The 18658-nt window shown below is 69.6% G+C and carries 16 protein-coding genes; 4 read left to right on the top strand and 12 right to left on the bottom strand.

The genetic code is table 11. The features are described 5' to 3' along the window. Positions 1–129: 129 nt before the first annotated feature. Genes N1031_RS02230 through dut form a run of 4 tightly spaced genes read right to left on the bottom strand, consistent with a single transcriptional unit; the run spans position 130 to position 4413 of the window. Positions 130–2565 (bottom strand): HAD-IC family P-type ATPase, encoded by a 2436-nt coding sequence (locus N1031_RS02230; protein WP_259477948.1) that lies wholly within the window; start codon positions 2563–2565, stop codon positions 130–132. Beyond that, the gene (locus N1031_RS02225; protein ID WP_259477947.1) at positions 2565–3308 is read right to left on the bottom strand and encodes a DUF3159 domain-containing protein; all 744 of its coding nucleotides are present in this window, start codon (positions 3306–3308) and stop codon (positions 2565–2567) included. The genes N1031_RS02230 and N1031_RS02225 overlap by 1 nt, the downstream gene beginning before the upstream one ends. A 2-nt stretch (positions 3309–3310) precedes the next feature. Next, positions 3311–3958 carry a DUF3710 domain-containing protein gene (locus N1031_RS02220; RefSeq protein WP_259477946.1) on the bottom strand — a complete coding sequence of 216 codons (648 nt, stop codon included), beginning with the start codon at positions 3956–3958 and terminating at the stop codon, positions 3311–3313. Further along, positions 3955–4413: a dUTP diphosphatase gene (gene dut / locus N1031_RS02215; protein WP_259477945.1), complete on the bottom strand. Its 459-nt coding sequence runs from the start codon at positions 4411–4413 to the stop codon at positions 3955–3957. Before dut ends, N1031_RS02220 begins: the two co-directional genes overlap by 4 nt. Positions 4414–4452: 39 nt before the next feature. On the opposite strand from dut, the gene N1031_RS02210 reads away from it, so the two are divergent. Continuing rightward, entirely contained in the window at positions 4453–4917 is a 465-nt protein-coding gene (locus N1031_RS02210) for a DUF3093 domain-containing protein (RefSeq protein ID WP_259477944.1), read from the top strand. On the opposite strand, the gene N1031_RS02205 is transcribed toward N1031_RS02210, so the two are convergent. After that, the gene (locus N1031_RS02205; RefSeq protein WP_022897746.1) at positions 4914–5207 is read right to left on the bottom strand and encodes a DUF4193 domain-containing protein; all 294 of its coding nucleotides are present in this window, start codon (positions 5205–5207) and stop codon (positions 4914–4916) included. The genes N1031_RS02210 and N1031_RS02205 overlap by 4 nt on opposite strands. Before the next feature lie 200 nt (positions 5208–5407). Here N1031_RS02205 and sepH point away from each other — a divergent pair, with 200 nt between their 5' ends. Continuing rightward, positions 5408–6577 carry a septation protein SepH gene (gene sepH / locus N1031_RS02200; RefSeq protein ID WP_259477943.1) on the top strand — a complete coding sequence of 390 codons (1170 nt, stop codon included), beginning with the start codon at positions 5408–5410 and terminating at the stop codon, positions 6575–6577. Here sepH and N1031_RS02195 read toward each other — a convergent pair whose 3' ends face one another. After that, on the bottom strand, positions 6578–7714 hold the full coding sequence (locus N1031_RS02195; RefSeq protein WP_259477942.1) for an alkaline phosphatase family protein: 1137 nt from the start codon (positions 7712–7714) through the stop codon (positions 6578–6580). It lies immediately after the preceding gene. Positions 7715–7763: 49 nt separating this feature from the next. On the opposite strand from N1031_RS02195, the gene N1031_RS02190 reads away from it, so the two are divergent. Further along, positions 7764–10232, top strand: coding sequence for a DNA gyrase/topoisomerase IV subunit A (locus N1031_RS02190; protein WP_259477941.1), 2469 nt, complete (start codon positions 7764–7766; stop codon positions 10230–10232). 3 nt (positions 10233–10235) lie between these two features. On the opposite strand, the gene N1031_RS02185 is transcribed toward N1031_RS02190, so the two are convergent. Beyond that, complete coding sequence (locus N1031_RS02185) at positions 10236–10463, bottom strand: DUF7455 domain-containing protein (RefSeq protein WP_259477940.1); 228 nt, start codon at positions 10461–10463, stop codon at positions 10236–10238. A 165-nt stretch (positions 10464–10628) separates the two neighbouring features. On the opposite strand from N1031_RS02185, the gene N1031_RS02180 reads away from it, so the two are divergent. Then, positions 10629–12716, top strand: a complete 2088-nt coding sequence (locus N1031_RS02180) for a DNA gyrase/topoisomerase IV subunit B (RefSeq protein ID WP_259477939.1) — start codon at positions 10629–10631, stop codon at positions 12714–12716. 50 nt (positions 12717–12766) lie between these two features. Here N1031_RS02180 and N1031_RS02175 read toward each other — a convergent pair whose 3' ends face one another. The 5 genes from N1031_RS02175 to N1031_RS02155 form a co-directional block, all read right to left on the bottom strand. Further along, positions 12767–13510 (bottom strand): type 1 glutamine amidotransferase, encoded by a 744-nt coding sequence (locus N1031_RS02175; protein ID WP_259477938.1) that lies wholly within the window; start codon positions 13508–13510, stop codon positions 12767–12769. Continuing rightward, a complete protein-coding gene (locus N1031_RS02170; RefSeq protein WP_259477937.1) occupies positions 13507–14835 on the bottom strand; it encodes a MurT ligase domain-containing protein in 1329 nt (442 codons plus the stop codon). The genes N1031_RS02175 and N1031_RS02170 overlap by 4 nt, the downstream gene beginning before the upstream one ends. 4 nt (positions 14836–14839) lie before the next feature. Then, on the bottom strand, positions 14840–16159 hold the full coding sequence (locus N1031_RS02165) for an RNA polymerase sigma factor (protein ID WP_259477936.1): 1320 nt from the start codon (positions 16157–16159) through the stop codon (positions 14840–14842). A gap of 171 nt (positions 16160–16330) precedes the next feature. Then, positions 16331–17677, bottom strand: coding sequence for an MFS transporter (locus N1031_RS02160; RefSeq protein ID WP_259477935.1), 1347 nt, complete (start codon positions 17675–17677; stop codon positions 16331–16333). Positions 17678–17712: 35 nt separating this feature from the next. Then, entirely contained in the window at positions 17713–18627 is a 915-nt protein-coding gene (locus tag N1031_RS02155) for a proteasome assembly chaperone family protein (protein ID WP_259477934.1), read from the bottom strand. Positions 18628–18658: the final 31 nt, after the last annotated feature.

Raw genomic sequence — 18658 nt, 5'->3', positions numbered from 1 at the left:
TTCGCTGACTCACGACAATCTTCGAACTCGTGGCGGGTGAAAGGCTAGGAAGGCGACCCTTACAAATGGTGCGCATCCCCGCAATCACGCGGAAAAATTTATCTTGACGTCAAGATAAATATACCACCGCTACTCGCGGTCGGAGACCAGCCCGCGGCTCTTGGCGATGCGATACCAGAGTTCGATGAACGCGGCGCCCACCACACCGATCGCGACGGCGAGACCGAGAGCGGGCAGGCTCCGCACCTCGAGCACGAAGAACTCGCGCGAGAGCGGCACCAGATAGGCCAGCACGAACACCACCGTCACCCCGAGCACGAGCAGCAGCCGCCACGAGGTGAGCGGCCGGGCGAGCACGCAGAGGATCCACAGCGACACGGCGAACAGCGTGATGCACACCAGGCTGCGGGCCTCGTCGAGCCCCACCATCGTCTGCAGAACCGAGTAGGAGGCGACGATCGCCGCGGAGGCGATGAGCCCGGCCGGGATCGAGAACGACAGCACGCGCTTCAGCACTCCCGGCCGGTAACGCCGGCTGTTCGGCGCGAGGGCGAGGAAGAACGACGGGATGCCGATGGCGAGCGTCGACACGAGCGTCATCTGCCGCGGCAGGAACGGGAACTTCCAGAGCAGGAACGCGCTCACCAGGGCGAGCACCACCCCGTAGACGGTCTTCGACAGGAAGAGGTTCGACACCCGCTCCACGTTCGCGATCACGCGGCGGGCGTAGACCAGCACCGTGGGCAGACGGTCGAAGCGCCCTTCGAGCAGCACCAGCCGCGACACGGCGCGCGTAGCCGGGGTGGCGTTGCCCATCGCGATGCCGAGATCGGCGTCTTTGATGGCCATGGCGTCGTTCACGCCGTCACCGGTCATCGCGACCGTGCGTCCCTCGGCCTGGAGGGCGTGCACCACCCGGCGCTTCTGTTCGGGGGCGACCCGGCCGTACACGCTCGAGCGCGCCAGCGAGGCATCGAGCTCGTCGTCGGTGCGGAGCGTTCCGGCGTCGACCGCGTGCGAGGCGGTGGAGAGGCCGAGCTCCCCCGCGATCGCTCCGACGGTGACCGGATTGTCGCCGGAGAGCACGATCACGCGCACGTCCTGCTGGTCGAAGTAGTCGAGCGTGGGTCGCGCGTCGGGGCGCACGCTCTCGTGGAACACCGCGATCGCGGCGGGTCGGACGCCGCTGCCGAGCGCGTCACCGGCGCGGAACTCGGCGAAGTCGGCCGCCTCCCCCTCGGCCCTGGCCAGTGCCAGCGTGCGCCGCCCGGTCGAGGCCGTCTCGGTGGCCAGCGCCAGCGCATCCGGCGACCCCGCCAGCAGCCTCTCGGGTGCACCGAGCAGCCACGTCTGCCGCACACCGTCGCGTTCGAAGGTGAGGGCGCTGAACGCCCGGCGCGAACTGAACGGCAGCCGCTCGAGCACCGTCTCGCCGTCGTCGGCGAAGTGCGGCCGCAGCGCCAGCGCCGTGGGGTTGGCCGCCACGTCGTGGGCGATGAGCCCCAGCACCGTGTCGATCGCGTGGGCCGGCACGGTGTCGTCGAGCGTGATGAGTCGTTCGAAGCCGATCTCGCCGGTGGTGAGCGTTCCGGTCTTGTCGAGGCAGAGCACGTCGACCCGCGCGAGCACCTCGACGGCGGCGAGCTCCTGCACGAGCACCTTCTGCCGCCCGAGTTGAACCACGGCCACCCCGAAGGCGAGGCTCGTGAGCAGCACCAGTCCCTCGGGGATCATGCCGACCACGCTGGCCACGGCGTCGAGCGCGGCGAGGCGCCACGACTCCCACGGCACCTGCGCCAGGTCGTCGAACTCGAACACCCCGTCGGGCCCGGCGGCGCCGTAGACGATGATGCGTCCGACGATCACGATCGCGATGACCGGGATGAGCAGCCAGCTGAGATACACCAGGATGCGCGTGGTGGCGGCCCGCAATTCGGAGTGCACGACCGTGTGCTTCTTGATCTCCCGGGTGAGCCGGTTCGCGTACGAGGCGGCCCCCACCGCCGTGACCTGCGCGGTCGCGGTGCCGGCGACCACGAACGACCCCGACAGCACGGTGTCCCCGACCCGCTTGGCGATGGGCTCCGACTCCCCCGTGAGCATCGACTCGTCCACGAGCAGGTCGGCCACCGCCACGATCGATCCGTCGGCCGTCACCTGGTCGCCCGGCCGGAGCAGCAGCAGGTCGTCTTGCACCACCGCCTCGGGTTTCAGCACCACGACGTCGCCGTCGCGGCGCACCGCGGCCTCCGGGGCCGCCAGCAGCGCCAGCCGCTCGAGGCTCGCCTTGGCTCGCAGCTCCTGCACGATGCCGATGAGGGCGTTGACCACCACGATGCCGAAGAACACCGCGTCGCCGAAGTCGCCGAGCGCGACGACCACGATGAAGCACACGGTGAGGATGGCGTTGAAGAAGGTGAGCACGTTCTCGCGCAGGATGCTCGCCACGCTCCGCGACGTCGTGTCGTCGGCGACGTTCGCGAGTCCTTTCTCGACCCGCTCGGCCACCTCGGCCGCCGTCAAGCCCCGCTCTGCCGTGTGCCCCCGCTCCCCCGTCTGCGTCATCAGCTCGTGCTGGGCGTCTCGGTGGCGGTCTTGGAGTAGGCCGCGCGCACGAGCAGCCAGGTGACCCAGAGCACGATCGCGTAGAACGGCACACCGAGGATGAGCTTCACCGAGCCGAGCAGTTCGGTCTCGCCGGCGAAGTAGAGCGGCAGCTCGGCGAGCAGACGGATGGAGAACAGCCCCACCCAGCACCAGGTGGCCACGAGCACCACGCGCCCCTTGGCCCGGTCGGCGCGATAGCCGCCCGGGTCGTTCGCCAGCAGACTGACGATCACGCCGATGAGCGGGCGCCGCACGACGAGCGACACCAGCAGTGCGACGAGGCACACCACGTTGATGACGATGCCGAGCAGGAAGTTGTCTTCGGCGCGCCCCGTGAAGAGCGCGAGCCCCGCCGACACCCCGACGCCGATGAGTCCCGCGATGGCGGGCATGACGGCGCTGCGGGTGGCCAGCCGCACCACGACGAACACCACCGACACGGCGATCGGCGCGATCACGGCGAGCGGGAGGTTCTTGGTGAAGGTGTAGAGCACCAGGAAGCCCAGACCCGGGAGGATCGACTCGATCAGCCCGCGCACTCCCCCGATGGCCCGCAGCAGCGACGAACCGGTGGGGGTCTCCCCCGGCGCCACCTGGCCGATGCCGGCGTTCCGCGCGGCGCGCGCGAACGCCTCGTGGAAGGTGGCGGGCTGCTCGTCGGCCCCGGACTCCGGGGAGCCGTCCCGGGGAGACTCCGCCATGGTCACGCCCCGGCGGCCTGGGCGCCGCCCGACGCGGCCGTCTTGGGAATGGTGAGCGGGATGAGGTCGCGCGGCGGCATCGGCGAGGTGCCGCGCACCACGACGACACTGCGGAAGAGCTCCTCAACGGCGGCCTGCGCCGTGGGGTTCGTCATGGCCTCGCCCGCTATCACACCGCGGAGCAGCCAACGGGGGCCGTCGACGCCCACGAAGCGGGCGATGCGCAGACCCTGCGTGCCGTCGGGCGCCGTGGCGGGGACCCCGGCGATGAGCTCGGGCCCGAACACACCGTTCTGCACGGTGGCCTTGCCGCCCTGCTTGAGGATCTGGTCTTCGATCTGCTCGCGGATCTCGTGCCAGAGACCCGTCGAGCGAGGAGCCGCGAAGGCCTGCACCTGCAGCGTGGACTTGGCGTAGTCGAGGCCGACCGCCACGACGCGGTTGGTTCCCTCCTCCACCTCGAGCCGGAGGTGGAGCCCCTCACGGGGAAGGATCTTCAGGCCGCCCAGGTCGACGTAGGGCCGGGCCGGGTTGGCCTCGGTGGCGTCGAAGGGCCCCTCGGCGGCGCGGTCTTCCGGTGCGGACTTCGAGTCGTCGGGGCCGGTCGCCTCGGGCTGCGGCTCGTCGGGGACGAGTTCGTTGTCGGTCATGCCTGACTTCCGTTCGCGGGCGACGAGTAACCGGTGGAGCCGAAGCCGCCCTCGCCGCGATGGCTCCCAGGGAGAGTCTCGACGGGCACGAAGCGCGCTCGCGTCACCGGCATCACGATCAGTTGCGCGATTCTGTCGCCGACGGCGATATCGTACGGCACCGAACTGTCGGTGTTCAGGAGGACGACCTTGATCTCCCCGCGGTAGCCCGCGTCGATGGTGCCGGGCGAATTCACCACGGTGATGCCGTGCTTGGCCGCCAGGCCGCTGCGAGGCACCACGAAGGCGGCGTAGCCGTCGGGGAGGGCGATCGCCACCCCGGTACCGACCAGGCGCCGTTCTCCCGGCGCTAGGGTGAGGCCCTCGGTGGAGAGCAGGTCGGCGCCGGCGTCTCCGGGGTGGGCGTAGACGGGGGCGGCGGCTGCCGTGATGAGCACCTCGGGTGAATCGGTCACGAGTCGAGGGTAGTGCAGAAAGGATGATCGAATAGGCACATGCAGCTGTACCGCGAAAGGCTCCACCCCTCGGTCTGGGTCTTCCTCTCCACGGCCCTCGTGCTCCCCGCGAGCATCATCGTCTTCGCGCCCCTGGCCCCGGTGACGGGGGTGCTGATCGGCACCGGTGTGGGACTCGTGCTCTACGCCGGAGTGGTGCTCGTGCTGGTGACCACCGCACCCGTGATCGAGGTGACCGCCACCGAGCTGCGTGCCGGGCGGGCGCGCATCCCGCTCGATCTTCTCGGCGAGAGCGTCGCGTACGCAGGCGAGGCGGCGACCGCGCAGCGCGGGAGGCGGCTGGATGCGCGCGCCTATTTGTGCATCCGCGGTTGGGTCGACCAGGTGGTGAGAATACAGATCGCCGACCCGCACGACCCGACACCGTACTGGCTGGTGTCGAGCCGGCGGCCCGGCGATCTGGTCGAGGCGCTCACGCGGCGCCCCGCTGGTTCTCGAGACTAGGAGGCGCACTCCACGCAGATGGCCCCGAGCTTCTCCTCGTGGTCGATCTGCGAGCGGTGCTTCACCAGGAAGCAGCTGATACAGGTGAACTCGTCGGCCTGCGGCGGGAGCACCACCACGTCGAGGTCGAGGTCGGAGAGGTCGGCGCCGGGGAGCTCGAAGCCGCCGGGGTTGTCGGCGTCGTCGACGTCCACGACGCCGGACATCTTGTCCGGAACCCGCTCCTTCAGCGCTTCGATCGAATCCGAGTCGTCATCGGTCTTGCGGGGTGCGTCGTAATCGGTCGCCATGCCCATCCACTTCTTGAATACACCTGTTAACAAAAATCGCGGCGTTAGTTTGCATCAAAGATGCGCGAATAGCAAACCGCCACATGAGCAGTCAATACTCACGGCGGTACCAACTCGCGGCACGCCCGGGGCATTCCCCCGTGCGGCCGGGGGCGCGTGCGATCCTGTCAGCTGACAGAGAACTCTGGAGGCCGTTCGGAATGCAGGATTTGACCGTGATCGGAGTCGAGGACGGCGCGCTCGTGGTCGTCAGCGAGAGCGGCGACCGCTTCAGGATCGTCATCGACGAACTGCTCCGCTCGAAGCTCAGGCAGGGCATCGCCTCGGCGCCGAGCGGCAAGAAGGTCTCGCCCCGTGAGATCCAGACCCACATCCGTGCCGGTCTCTCGGCCCCCGAGGTGGCCGAGCTCACCGGTGCCGACATCGAGTACATCGAGCGCTTCGAGGGTCCCGTGCTCGCGGAGCGGCAGTTCATGGTCGACTCCGCGTTGCGGGTGGCCGTGCAGCCCACCACCCCCGCAGACCCGCTCGGAGAGGAGCCGCTGTCGACCTTCGGCGACGCCATCGGCGAACGGCTCGAGGGTCTCGACGCCCAGGAGGTGCGCTGGGCCAGCTGGAAGGACGAGACCGGCTGGATCGTGAAGCTCACCTTCACCTCCCGCGACATCGAGCACGACGCCCGCTGGCAGTTCGATCCCAAGCGACACGTGCTCACCCCCCTCGGCAACGAGGCGATGACGCTCTCGCGCCACGGCGAGCTCACCGAGGGTCTCATCCCCAGGCTGCGGGCCGTGGGGCTCCCGGGCGAGGACAGCAGGTTCGACAGCGGCGCGTTCTCGCCGATCGAGGCGGAGTCATCGTCACCCCCTGCCGCCCCGACCGTGGCGGCGGCCGAGGAGTCCTCCGCGCCGGTGCGGCTGCCACGCGATCCGTCGAAGCCGTTCGACGCCTACGCGGCCAAGCGCGCCTCGGAGGAGGCCGACACGGCCGACCACAATCAGACCGCCGACCTGCTGGAGGCATTACGCCGTCGCCGCGGCGAACGCGAGGCCGCCGGTTTCGAGCTCGACGAGCCCGAAACCGAGTCGAGCGAGCGGCACCCGGTGTTCGGCGCACCGCGCCCGGTCGCCGTCGTCACCCCGCCGGCAGCTCCCGTCGAGGTCGTCGACACACCACTCGACGGCTTCGACGCCGACACGCCCGAACCCGCGTCGAACTCCGACGATGCAGACGAGCCTGCTCCTGTGACGGCCGGCACCCGGTCGGCCGAGTCGCGGTCGAAGCAGAACACCTCGCGACGTCAGCGCGCGGCCATGCCGAGCTGGGACGAGATCGTGTTCGGCGCCAGGAGCGACGACGACCCGGCCTGATCAGGCCGTCTCGAACGCCCCGGCCCGCAGCAGCGGCACCCTCGACTCCTCGGCGGTGAGCGAGCCGTGCTGGCCGATCATCCCGCGACCCGTGGCGTCGCCGCCCCGCCCGTCGTAGTAGGCCACGAGCTTGCGCGCCGCCACGATCACGTCGCCGATGCGCGGCAGCACCTCGTGGGCGACCTCGCCGTACCAGCCGCTCTCCACGGCCTGCTCGCGGGTCGCGATCCAGGCGCGATCGCCCTCGGCCGCGTGCCAGGCTGCGGCGACCTCCTCCCGGTCGGCGGGGCGCGCATCCGGGGCCAGGTAGAGCTGCACGCCGCGTGGCTCTCCGCCCACGAGCTTCACGCCCGCCATCAAGGCCGGGTTTTCGCCGAACAGGATGTGCGACGACGCGGGCACGTCGACCACGCCGTGGTCGGCGGTGACGAGAACGCCTTCGTCGCGCCGGAGGGTGCGCTCGAAGGCGCCGAACTCGGCGTCGAGGGTCTCCAGCCCGGCGAGCCAGCGGTCGGACTCCCAGCCCTTCGCGTGCGCCAGCTGATCGAGCTCGGGCACGTAGAGGTAGGCCAGGTCGACCTGGTCGCGGTCGAACAGCGCCCGGGCGGCGGCGAAGCGGTCGGCGATGGAGGCACCGGAGACGTAGTCGGCCCCGCGGAGGATGGCGTGGGTCAGGCCGGAGTCGGCATAGCGCGCCGGCCCGATGGTGGCCGAGCGCACTCCCTGCGCGGCCAAGGTCTCGAACACGGTGGCGCTGCGCTGCCAGGTCGCGGGGCGCATCCGGTCTGACCACCCCGAGAGCTGGTTCACCACCCCCACGCCGGGCACGAGCGCCGAGTACCCGACGATGCCGTGCGCCCCGGGGAGGCTGCCCGTGGTGAGGCTGGCGAGGGCCACCGCCGTGGTCGTGGGGAACCCGCTGGTGAGCGCCGACCGCTTGGTCAGGTGCGCCGTGAGAGCGCGGGCGTGGCCGCGCCGTTCTCGCAGCGACGAGACTCCGAGGCCGTCGACCAGCACCACGAGTGCCTTGCGCACCGACGGCAGACCGAGAGGGTTCGGCTGCCCCACCAGCGAGGCCGCGCAACTCGGCAACACGTCGGCCAGGGTCGGCTCACCGGGCGCGCGCGTCGGTAGCATGGGGGGCATTCGGCCAAGTCTGGCACAGCACCTCCCGGAAAAAACAGGAATGACCGCAGCGAAGAACGACCCCACCGAGTCCGTCGTCGAGAAGATCCTCGATGTCGACGTCGCGACCGAGATGCAGGACTCGTTCCTCGAGTACGCGTACTCCGTCATCTACTCGCGCGCCCTCCCCGACGCGCGCGACGGACTCAAGCCGGTGCAGCGGCGCATCCTGTACATGATGAGCGAGATGGGCCTGCGGCCCGATCGCGGACACGTCAAGAGCGCCCGCGTCGTGGGCGAGGTGATGGGCAAGCTGCACCCCCACGGCGACACCGCGATCTACGACGCCCTGGTGCGCCTGGCACAGTCGTGGACCATGCGGGTGCCGCTCATCGACGGCCACGGCAACTTCGGCTCGCTCGACGACGGCCCCGCCGCCCCGCGCTACACCGAGGCACGCCTCGACGCGGTCGCCATGGCGATGGTCGAGAACCTCGACGAAGAGGTCGTCGACTTCGTGCCCAACTACGACAACCAGCTCACGCAGCCCGACGTGCTGCCGAGCGCCATCCCGAACCTGCTCGTCAACGGCGCCAGCGGCATCGCCGTGGGCATGGCCACGAACATGGCCCCGCACAACCTCATCGAGGTGGTGGCGGGTGCGCGTCACCTGCTCGAGCACCCCGACGCCACGCTCGACGATCTGATGCGCTTCATCCCGGGCCCCGATCTGCCGGGCGGTGGCACCATCGTGGGCCTCGCCGGGGTGCGGGATGCCTACGAGACCGGCCGCGGGGCCTTCAAGACCCGGGCGCGGGTGTCGGTCGAGAACCTCACGCCGCGCAAGACCGGGCTCGTGGTGACCGAGCTGCCCTACCTCGTCGGGCCCGAGAAGGTGATCTCCAAGATCAAGGACGGCGTGACCGCGAAGCGCATCCAGGGCATCAGCGACGTCACCGACCTCACCGACCGCACCCACGGGCTGCGGCTGGTCATCGGCATCAAGACCGGCTTCGACCCGCTCGCGGTGCTCGAGCAGCTCTACAAGCTCACCCCGCTCGAAGACGGCTTCAGCATCAACAACGTCGCGCTGGTCGACGGCGGGCCGCTCACCCTCGGCCTCCGCGACCTGCTCGTGGTCTACCTCAACCACCGCATCGACGTGGTCACCCGCCGCACCCGGTACCGCCTCGACCGTCGACGTGAGCGGCTCCACCTCGTGGAGGGCCTGCTCATCGCGATCCTCGACATCGACGAGGTCATCCAGCTCATCCGTGGCAGCGACGACACCGATCACGCCCGCACGCGGCTGATCGAGGTGTTCGACCTCAGCGTGCTGCAGGCCGACTACATACTCGAGCTGAGACTGCGGCGCCTCACCAAGTTCTCCCGCATCGAGCTCGAGGCCGAGCGCGACGAGCTGCGCGCCGAGATCGAGCGGCTGGAGACCCTACTGGGCGATCCCGCGCTCATCCGCGCTGCCGTGTCCGACGAGCTCGACGAGGTCGCCGAGCGTTTCGGCACGCCACGCCGCACCATGCTCACCGAGGCCGCACCGTCGGCCGCCACCACCTCGCGCCGCGCTCAGCCCGTGCTCGAGGTGGCCGACTCGCCCTGCGTCGTGCTGCTGAGCACCACCGGGCGAGTCGTGCGCGTCGACCGCGAACCGGATGCGGAGGGCGGCACCGTTCCCGCCACCACGCACCGCCGCTCGAAGCACGACGCCCTCCGCAGCGAGGTGACGACCACCCGGCGCAGCGAGATCGGCGCCGTCACCGACACGGGCCGGCTCGTGCGGATGCCCGTGATGGACCTGCCGGCCGTGCCGGCCGGATCGGTGCAACTCGCCGCGGGTGTGAAGGTGACCGAGTACTTGGGCATCGACCCGCGCAAGGAGCGGGTGGTGGGCCTGGTCTCCCTCGACTCGGCGGTGCCGATCGCGCTGGGCACCGCCCAGGGGGTCGTCAAGCGGGTCGCACCCGGAGGCTATCCGGCGCGGCCGGACTTCGAGATCATCGCGCTGAAGCCCGGCGACCACGTGATCGGCGTGGCTCAGCACTCCGAAGACGACGAGCTCGTGTTCGTCACGAGCGACGCCCAGCTGCTGCGGTTCTTCCAGGCGAGCGTGCGCCCTCAGGGCGTGGCGGCCGGGGGCATGGCCGGCATCAATCTGTCTGCGGGCGCCTCGGTGCTCTGGTTCGGGTCGGTGCCCGACTCCCCCGACGCCGTCGTGGTGACGGTCGCAGGAAGCACGAGCACGCTCGCCGGCACCGACGCGGGCACCGCGAAGGTCTCGGAGTTCAGCGAGTTCCCGCCGAAGGGCCGCGCCACGGGCGGGGTGCGGGCGCACCGCTTCCTCAAGGGCGAAGACGTGCTCACCGCGGCCTGGGCGGGGCCTGCTCCCGCTCTCGCCGTCGGAAACGACGGCACCGCCCGGAACCTCCCCGAGACGGGGGCCCGGCGCGATGCGTCGGGGGCGGTTCTGAGCGGTGTCGTGGGATCGATCGGCGGCGGCCGGTCGGAAGGCTGACGCCTACGCGTCGAGCAGCTTGGCCGACTCGTCGTGCCAGCCGGTCGCGACCTGGGAGAGCTTCTCCTGGTACTTGCGGCCGTGGTGCGCGCAGAAGAGCAGCTCGGCTCCCGACGGCATGTCGACGCGGATGTAGGCCTGGGCGCCGCAGCTGTCGCAGCGGTCGGCCGCGGTGAGCTGGTAGGCGTTCTCGAGATCGGAAACAGCGCCGGTGTCTGCAACTGACTGCATCTTCTGCTCCTTAGCGGCTCGAACGTTCACTGACTGGTCTAGCCATCAAAGCACTCTTCTGTGACGGTCATGTCTCATTCGCCTGTGTTTCGCTGTGCGCGTACCGGGAATCCACCCCCGGGTGTCGTGCCCGGTCGCGGGCGGGGCGGCGGCTACCCTTGACGGGTGCCCACGCCCTCCGACTACTCCGCCCGCCATCTCTCCGTGCTCGAGGGCCTCGAGGCGGTGCGCAAGCGCCCGGGCATGTACATCGGCTCCACCGATTCGCGTGGGCTCATGCACTGCCTGTGGGAGATCATCGACAACTCCGTCGACGAGGCGCTCGCGGGCTTCGGTGACGACATCGCGGTGGTGCTCCACCCCGACGGCAGCGTCGAGGTGCGCGACCGTGCCCGCGGCATCCCGGTCGACATCGAGCCCAAGACGGGTCTGACCGGCGTCGAGGTCGTGTTCACCAAGCTGCACGCGGGCGGCAAGTTCGGTTCGGGGTCCTATGCGGCGTCGGGAGGTCTGCACGGCGTCGGCGCCTCGGTGGTGAACGCCCTCTCCGAGCGCCTCGACGTGGAGGTCGACCGCGACGGCAAGACCTGGGCGATGTCGTTCCATCGAGGCGAGCCCGGTGTGTTCGACGACCGGGGTGCGGCTCCCAGTCCGGATGCGCCGTTCACGCCGTTCGAGAAGGGCAGCGAGCTGCGTGTGGTCGGCAAGGCCGCCAAGAACGCCACCGGCACGCGCGTGCGCTATTGGGCGGACCGGCAGATCTTCACCAAGGGCGCGGAGTTCCAGGCCGACGATCTCACCGTGCGCGCCCGGCAGACGGCCTTCCTGGTGCCGGGTCTGCGCATCACGATCGACGACGAGCGCGGCGAGGAGTCGCAGGCCCAGTCGTTCCGCTTCGAGGGCGGCATCTCGGAGTTCGTCGAGCACCTCGCCTCCGACTCTCCGGTCACCGACATCTGGCGCATCACCGGCTCCGGAACGTTCAAGGAGACCGTGCCCGTGCTGAGCGACTCGGGTGCGATGGTGCCGACAGAGCTCACCCGGGAGTGCACCGTCGATCTGGCACTGCGCTGGGGCGTGGGCTACGACACCGTGTTCCGCAGCTTCGTCAACATCATCTCCACCCCCAAGGGTGGCACGCACCAGGCGGGCTTCGAGGCGGGGCTGCTCAAGTTCCTCCGGCAGGCCGTGGAGGCCAACGCGAGACGCCTGAAGCCGGGCAACGACAAGCTCGACAAAGACGACGTGCTCGCCGGTCTCACGGCGGTGCTCACAGTGCGGCTCCCCGAGCCGCAGTTCGAAGGGCAGACGAAAGAGGTTCTCGGCACTCCCGCGGTGCGGGCGATCGTGTCGTCGGTGCTCACCAAGGGACTCTCCGAGCGCTTCTCCTCCCCCAAGCGCGACGACAAGTCGCAGGCCGCTCTCGTGCTCGACAAGGTCGTGGCCGAGATGAAGTCGCGCATCAGTGCCCGCGCCCACAAGGAGACCCAGCGGCGCAAGAACGCGCTCGAATCGTCGTCTCTGCCGGCGAAGCTCGTCGACTGCCGCAGCAACGACGTCGCCAACAGCGAGCTGTTCATCGTGGAGGGCGACTCGGCGCTCGGCACGGCCAAGCTGGCCCGCTCCAGCGAGTTCCAGGCCCTGCTCCCCATCCGCGGCAAGATCCTCAACGTGCAGAAGGCGTCGATCGCCGACATGCTCTCGAACGCGGAGTGCGCCTCCATCATCCAGGTCATCGGTGCCGGGTCGGGCCGTTCCTTCGACCTGTCGGCCGCGCGCTACGGCAAGATCATCCTGATGAGCGACGCCGATGTCGACGGCGCCCACATCCGCACCCTCTTGCTCACCCTCTTCTTCCGCTACATGCGGCCGCTCATCGAGGACGGCCGGGTCTACGCCGCCGTTCCGCCGCTGCACCGCGTCGTGGTGATGAATCCGGGCTCGAAGCCGAACGAGACCATCTACACCTACTCGGAGGCCGAGCTGCAGGGCGTGCTCGCCTCGCTCAAGAAGTCGAACCGGCGCTACCAAGACCCGATCCAGCGCTACAAGGGTCTCGGCGAGATGGATGCCGATCAGCTCGCGTCCACCACGATGGACAAGCGCTATCGCACGCTCCGGCGCGTCGGGGTGGCCGACGCCGCCAAGGCGGAGTCGATGTTCGACCTGCTGATGGGCGACGACGTCGCTCCTCGCAAGGAGTTCATCATCGCCGGCTCCGACGGCATGTCGCGCGACCGCATCGACGTCTGAGCCGCCGGACTGATCGGCCGGACTACTCCGAACGGCTCCTCCCGAGCCGACTACTCCGAGAGCGGATTCGCGGCGATCGTCGCGCGGGCCTGGCGGGCGCGCTCGTCGACGGCGCGGAGCTCGTCGGGGTCGGCGATCGTGTACTCCAGGCCGCGGCGCAGGCGGGCGAGGTCGAGCAGCGAGTCGGCGAGCACCGGGTTGTTGGCCAGGATCGGGCCGTGCATGTGGGTGCCGAGGAGGTTGTCCTCCCAGAAGCCCTCGTACCCCGGGGTCTCCGTGTTGCCGCGGCCGTAGACCACGCGGCCGAGCGTGCCGTGCGGGCCGACCTCCACGAACGAGCCCCGGTTCTCGAACCCCACGATCGGGCCCACCCGCGGTGAGTCGAGCACGAAGTCGCCCACCACCCTCGTGCCACCGTGGCGCGTGGTGACCGGGAAGACCGCGGCACCCCCGAGCACCTCACCCGATTCGAGCGTGACGGTCGTGCCGAGCAGCTGGAACCCGGCTCCGATGGCGAGGAACGGTCGGCCATCGGCCGCCAGGGCACGCAGCCTCTCCGCCACCTCGAGCACGAGCGGCTGCGCGATGATCTCTGCCGACACGGGGCCACTGCCGATGAACACGAGATCCGCGTCGTCGAAGCCGGGCGCGACCGCGCCGCCGTTGTGCACCACGACCTCCACTGCCAGGCCTCTGGCCTCGGCGCGACGTCGCAGGATGTCGACGTTGCCGCCCTCACCGTTAAGCCCGAGCAGCGTCGGGAACAGGTGCAGGATGCGCAGTGCCGCGCTCATGACGCTCCCCCGCCCTCGAGCTCCTTGAAGCCCAGGATCTTGCGGATGTCCATCATCTGCTCGTAGTTCAGGATCATCACCTTGTGTCCGCTGGCCGGCTTCGGGAGAGCGAGGAACGCTTTGAGGGCGGCGCGCACGTCGAGGTCGACCGAACCGACCGGGATGCCGAGGTACCCGAAGCGCACGGCGAACTGCCAGGCCTTCGAGCCGGTGATGCCGTCGACGTGATCGAGTGCCGAGAAGTCGATGTCGTAGATCCAGGAAGGGTCGGGGGTACCCTCGTCGACCGCGAGGAAGACCTGCTCGGGCGCCGACTCCAGTGAGTCGAGGTTGAGCTGCAGACTCGCCGGGTTCTTCATCATGATGATCTCGATGCGCTCGCCCTCGACCTCGAGCAGCTCGCCACGCCCGTACACCGTGGCGAGGGCGTCGAGCGCCGAAGCGACCAGTTCGGGGCGGAAGCGCTCGCCGAGCACGGAGCGCGCCGCGGCCGCGGCGCCCGCCGCATCGAGCGCGTAGTGGAGGCCGCGCGAGGGCAGCTTGACGACGACCTCGACGGGTTCGCGGTTCGCTCCACCGTCACGATGATCATCGACCGGGGCGATCGCCAGCGTCGCGCGCGCCCCGTCGAGGGCGACGACCTGAACGGCCGCCTCCCGCGAACCGGGCGAGGCCGCGGCCTCGCCGAAACGATCTGCCGACGCCACACCGTGACCGGCCGGCAGCACGAGCTCGGGCAGCCCGCCGAAGAACGACACCGCACGCCCTGGCCGCGCGGGGATCTGCGCATCCAGGTCGACCAGGAAGTTGTCTTCGCGGTTGAGCACCAGACCGTCGGTCGACGCGGCGGCCACGCGACCGAGCATCGCGGCGACCCGATCGGGCTCATGGTAGCGGTTGAGCTGGTCGATCTGGATGTTGAGCAGCAGCACCGTCTTCGGCTTGAGGAGCTCGGCAAGCCGTGTGCCGTACCCCTCGTCGATCTCGAGCACCGCGATGTCGGCCTTCAACCGGCCGGAGGTCGACACCTCGGAGAGCAGCGCCGAGGCGATGCCCTGAGGCAGGTTGCCCCCGGAGGGATTGGTGAACACCGCGAGACCGTGCGCGCGCACGATGGCCGCGAGCATGTTGGTGGTCGTCGACTTGCCGTTGGAGCCGGAGACCGCCACCACCCCATCGGGGATGGCCGCGATGGTGCGCTCGAGGAAGCCCGGGTCGATGCGGAGCGCCACGGCCCCGGGGATCGCCGATCCGCCCCCGCGCAGACGCGCGGCGACCCTGACCGCTCGTCCGACGAGAACGGCGGCCGTGGTGCGGATGCTCATCGACCTACTCGAGGTAGTCGCGCAGCGACTGCGACCGCGACGGGTGGCGCAGCTTCGCCATCGTCTTGGACTCGATCTGGCGGATGCGCTCTCGGGTGACCCCGAAGGTGTCGCCGATCTGGTCGAGCGTCTTGGGCATGCCGTCACCGAGCCCGAAGCGCATCCGGATGACGCCGGCCTCGCGCTCGGAGAGCGAGTCGAGGAGCGACTCCAGCTGCTTCTGCAGCATGGTGAAGCCCACCGCGTCGGCCGGAACGACCGCCTCGGTGTCTTCGATCAGATCGCCGAACTCGCTGTCGCCGTCTTCACCGAGCGGAGTGTGCAGCGAGATCGGCTCACGGCCGTACTTCTGCACCTCGATGACCTTCTCGGGGGTCATGTCGAGCTCGCGGCTCAGCTCCTCGGGCGTGGGCTCACGGCCGAGGTCTTGCAGCATCTGACGCTGCACACGAGCGAGCTTGTTGATGACCTCCACCATGTGCACGGGGATGCGGATGGTGCGGGCCTGGTCGGCCATCGCGCGGGTGATGGCCTGACGGATCCACCACGTGGCGTAGGTGGAGAACTTGAAGCCCTTGGTGTAGTCGAACTTCTCGACCGCACGGATGAGACCGAGGTTCCCCTCCTGGATGAGGTCGAGGAACTGCATGCCGCGACCGGTGTACCGCTTCGCGAGCGACACGACGAGTCGCAGGTTGGCGCCCAGGAGGTGGCTCTTGGCCCGCTGGCCGTCCTTCGCCACCCACTGCAGCTCGCGCTTGAGCTGCGGGGTGAGGTTGTCGGAGTTGGCGAGCTTGTCCTCGGCGAAGAGGCCCGCCTCGATGCGCATCGCGAGCTCGACCTCCTCGGCCGCGTTGAGGAGCGCGACCTTGCCGATCTGCTTGAGGTAGTCCTTCACCGGGTCGGCGGTCGCGCCGGTGATCGCGGTGGAGTAGACCGGCACCTCGTCCTCGTCGTCGACGAGGGAGAGCACGAGCGCGCCTGAGGGCAGTGCCTCCTCGGCGGCCGCGGGGGTCTTCGACGACTCGTCGTCGCCGTCGGCACCCGACGCGTCGTCGGCGGCGGCCTCGGTGTCACCCGAGTCGTCGTCGCCGGCGTCGTCGGTGCTGTCGTCGTCGAGCTCCACGTCGTCGCCGTCGAGCTCTTCCTCGTCGCCCTCGACGTCGGCAGCAGCCTTCGCCTTCTTCGGGGCGGCCTTCTTGGGAGCGGCCTTGGCGGCAGCGGTGCCCGCGCGCTTGGCGGCGGGGCGCTTGGCCGGGGCCGCCGTGGCCTCGTCGGGCGCCGTCGCCTGATCGAGGGTGTCTGCGGTCTTGGTGGTGGCCATGAGTTCACCTTTCATACCCCGCAGAGGGCGAGACGATCGCGGTCGTCCCGGGCAAGAAATCCGCCCACGGGGATGTTTTCGGACAGTACTAAGACCCATGTCAAGTGCTGATCTGCCGAAGCCGCCGAAGCGACCGCAGAACCACGCACAGGAACGGGTCTTGAACATCAATTATTGCATGGAATCCGAGGCCTTCCTGCCGCCCGCGCCCGGCCGCCTCCACGCTCTGAGGAGTGCAACCCAGATGGGCCCCACCGATATTCCCTCGTCCTCCTCCATCTTGCGCCGCGTGCGCCGTCTCGCGCGCAGGAGCATCACCACCCCGAAGCCGATCACGAGGTACTGCACGGCGAACGCCCAGCGGAACGAGTCAAGCGCGTAGAGGGTCATGCTGACACCGGTGTCGGAGAGCACGTCGAGCACCACGCCGATGAGGAACATGGTCACGAAGCTCGCCGTGAACCCGCCCACGTTGACGATGCCGTTGGCCGAGCCGAGCGAGCGGATGGGGTTGAAGGAGCGGGCGAAGTCGAAACCGATCAGCGAACCCGGACCCCCGATCCCGAGCGCCACGAGCAGCACGACCAGAAGCCAGATCGGCGGCACCCCGGGCCACAGCAGAACCGCGGCCCACACCACGGCGAGGAGCGCGGTGATGGCGAGCACGACGTTCGACCGTCGCATCGGGAACCGCGCGGTGAGCAGGCCGAGCAGTGGACCGGCCACGAGACCCGTGGCGACGATCACCACGAGCAGAAGCGAGGCGGCGCCCGGCTCGATGCCGAGCGCGTAGACCATGAACGGGAAGCCCCAGAACAAGGCGAACACCGTGCCCGAGGACTGCGTCGTGTAGTGCGACCAGAACCCGAGCTGGGTTCCCGGCCGCCGCGCGGTCTGCGCCAGGCCACCGAGCGCCTCCCGGAACGAAGCGGCCCGGGGCGGCTCCGCCGCATCGCGAGGGCGGTCGGCCAGCACCGCCACGCAGAGCACGAAGGCGGCGAACGAGAACGCCGCAGCGGCCGAGAACGCGGTCGACCAGCCGGCGTTGTGCAGCACCCAGGCGAAGGGAAGAGCCGAGAGCAGTTGCCCGATCGCGCCAATGTTGCCGGTCCACTGCGACAGAACCGGCACCGTGCGGGAGTCGAACCATGAGTTGATCAGGCGGATGAGCGAGATGAACACCGCGGCGTCACCGGCCCCCACGAGCATCCGGCCCACGATGGCCACGCCGATGTCGCCCGCGAACGCGAGCGTGAGCTGACCGGCCACCATGACCGCCGACCCTCCGGCGATGAGCAGGCGCGGACCGATCCTGTCGATGAGGATGCCGATCGGCACCTGGAGGGCGGCGTACACGATGAGCTGCACGACGCCGAGCGCGGAGAGCACGGATGCTCCGGTCGGGAAGCGCTCGGCGGCGTCGACCCCCGCGACGCCGAGAGTGGAGCGCTGCAGCACCGCACCCATATAAGCGAACACGCCGACCCCGAAGATCAGCCAGGCGCGTCGCGAGTTCACTGCACCGAATCTACCCGCCCCTCGGCGGCTCGGCGCTACTCCTGGTCGTCGGCGGGTTGTCCGGCGAGGAAACGCTCGAGCTCGGCGCCGATCTCGTCGGCCGAGGGCAGCTCACCGTCGACGTCGGTGAGGGGCGAGCGCAGCGAGGTGCCCTCCATGTAGCTGTCGTGTCGCTCTTCGAGCGTGTGCACCAGACGGGCGAGCTCGGTGTTGGTCGACACCTGCTCGTCGATCTTCGCCGCGAACTCGCGGTTCTCCTCACGCACCCGGTCGGTGGGGAAGATGAGTCCGGTCGCCGCACTGATCGACTCCACCGCCACGAGCACCGTCGCCGGGTACTCGGTGTCGGCCAGGTAGTGCGGCACCAGCAGCACGAATCCGGCCACGGGGTGATCGAGCGCGTGGAGGCGGTACTCCAGCAGGTGCAGCGCGTTCGCCGGCGCCTGCGTGGTGGGCCGCCACACCGACAGCGCCTCGATGAGCTCGCTGCGGTTGCCGCTCACGGTCACCCGCACCGGCCGGGTGTGCGGCACGGGCATCGGGATGGCGTGCACCCAGGTGGTGGTGGACACCTGGAACAGGTCGATGACCTCGATCACGGCTGCGACGAAGCGCTCCCACTGGAAGTCGGGTTCGAAGCCGTTCAGAAAGAGGAACTGCTGGCCGATCTCGTCGGTCACGAGGTTCACGGTCAGCGACTGCGGTTCGTACTCGCTGATGTGGTCGCCGTCGAAGGTGATGATGGGACGGCGCGCGCGGTAGTCGAGGAGCACGTCGGTGTCGAACTCCACCACGACCTCGGACTCCAGGGAGTCGAGCAGGTGGTCGCCCAACTGCGCCACGGCTCCGCCCGCGTCGGTGAAGCCGTTGAGCGCGGCCACGAGCGGCAGCCCCGCGGGAACCGAGCCCGGCTCGGCCACGACGGTGTACAGCTCGCTCGGGTCGTCCATGTCCTCCACTCTAAACCGGGCCCGCGGCGGT

Source organism: Herbiconiux moechotypicola (assembly GCF_024979255.1).
Taxonomy (GTDB): Bacteria; Actinomycetota; Actinomycetes; order Actinomycetales; family Microbacteriaceae; genus Herbiconiux; species Herbiconiux moechotypicola.
Note: the sequence above shows the minus strand (reverse complement) of the source record. Positions and strands in the feature narration are given on the sequence as shown.

What these genes read in the sequence shown, in the direction of transcription:
- N1031_RS02230 (WP_259477948.1), bottom strand. Translation starts at nt 2,565, where the DNA reads ATGACGCAGACGGGGGAGCGGGGGCACACGGCAGAGCGGGGCTTGACG.
- N1031_RS02225 (WP_259477947.1), bottom strand. Translation starts at nt 3,308, where the DNA reads ATGGCGGAGTCTCCCCGGGACGGCTCCCCGGAGTCCGGGGCCGACGAG.
- N1031_RS02220 (WP_259477946.1), bottom strand. Translation starts at nt 3,958, where the DNA reads ATGACCGACAACGAACTCGTCCCCGACGAGCCGCAGCCCGAGGCGACC.
- N1031_RS02210 (WP_259477944.1), top strand. Translation starts at nt 4,453, where the DNA reads ATGCAGCTGTACCGCGAAAGGCTCCACCCCTCGGTCTGGGTCTTCCTC.
- N1031_RS02205 (WP_022897746.1), bottom strand. Translation starts at nt 5,207, where the DNA reads ATGGCGACCGATTACGACGCACCCCGCAAGACCGATGACGACTCGGAT.
- sepH (WP_259477943.1), top strand. Translation starts at nt 5,408, where the DNA reads ATGCAGGATTTGACCGTGATCGGAGTCGAGGACGGCGCGCTCGTGGTC.
- N1031_RS02195 (WP_259477942.1), bottom strand. Translation starts at nt 7,714, where the DNA reads ATGCTACCGACGCGCGCGCCCGGTGAGCCGACCCTGGCCGACGTGTTG.
- N1031_RS02190 (WP_259477941.1), top strand. Translation starts at nt 7,764, where the DNA reads ATGACCGCAGCGAAGAACGACCCCACCGAGTCCGTCGTCGAGAAGATC.
- N1031_RS02185 (WP_259477940.1), bottom strand. Translation starts at nt 10,463, where the DNA reads ATGCAGTCAGTTGCAGACACCGGCGCTGTTTCCGATCTCGAGAACGCC.
- N1031_RS02175 (WP_259477938.1), bottom strand. Translation starts at nt 13,510, where the DNA reads ATGAGCGCGGCACTGCGCATCCTGCACCTGTTCCCGACGCTGCTCGGG.
- N1031_RS02170 (WP_259477937.1), bottom strand. Translation starts at nt 14,835, where the DNA reads ATGAGCATCCGCACCACGGCCGCCGTTCTCGTCGGACGAGCGGTCAGG.
- N1031_RS02165 (WP_259477936.1), bottom strand. Translation starts at nt 16,159, where the DNA reads ATGGCCACCACCAAGACCGCAGACACCCTCGATCAGGCGACGGCGCCC.
- N1031_RS02155 (WP_259477934.1), bottom strand. Translation starts at nt 18,627, where the DNA reads ATGGACGACCCGAGCGAGCTGTACACCGTCGTGGCCGAGCCGGGCTCG.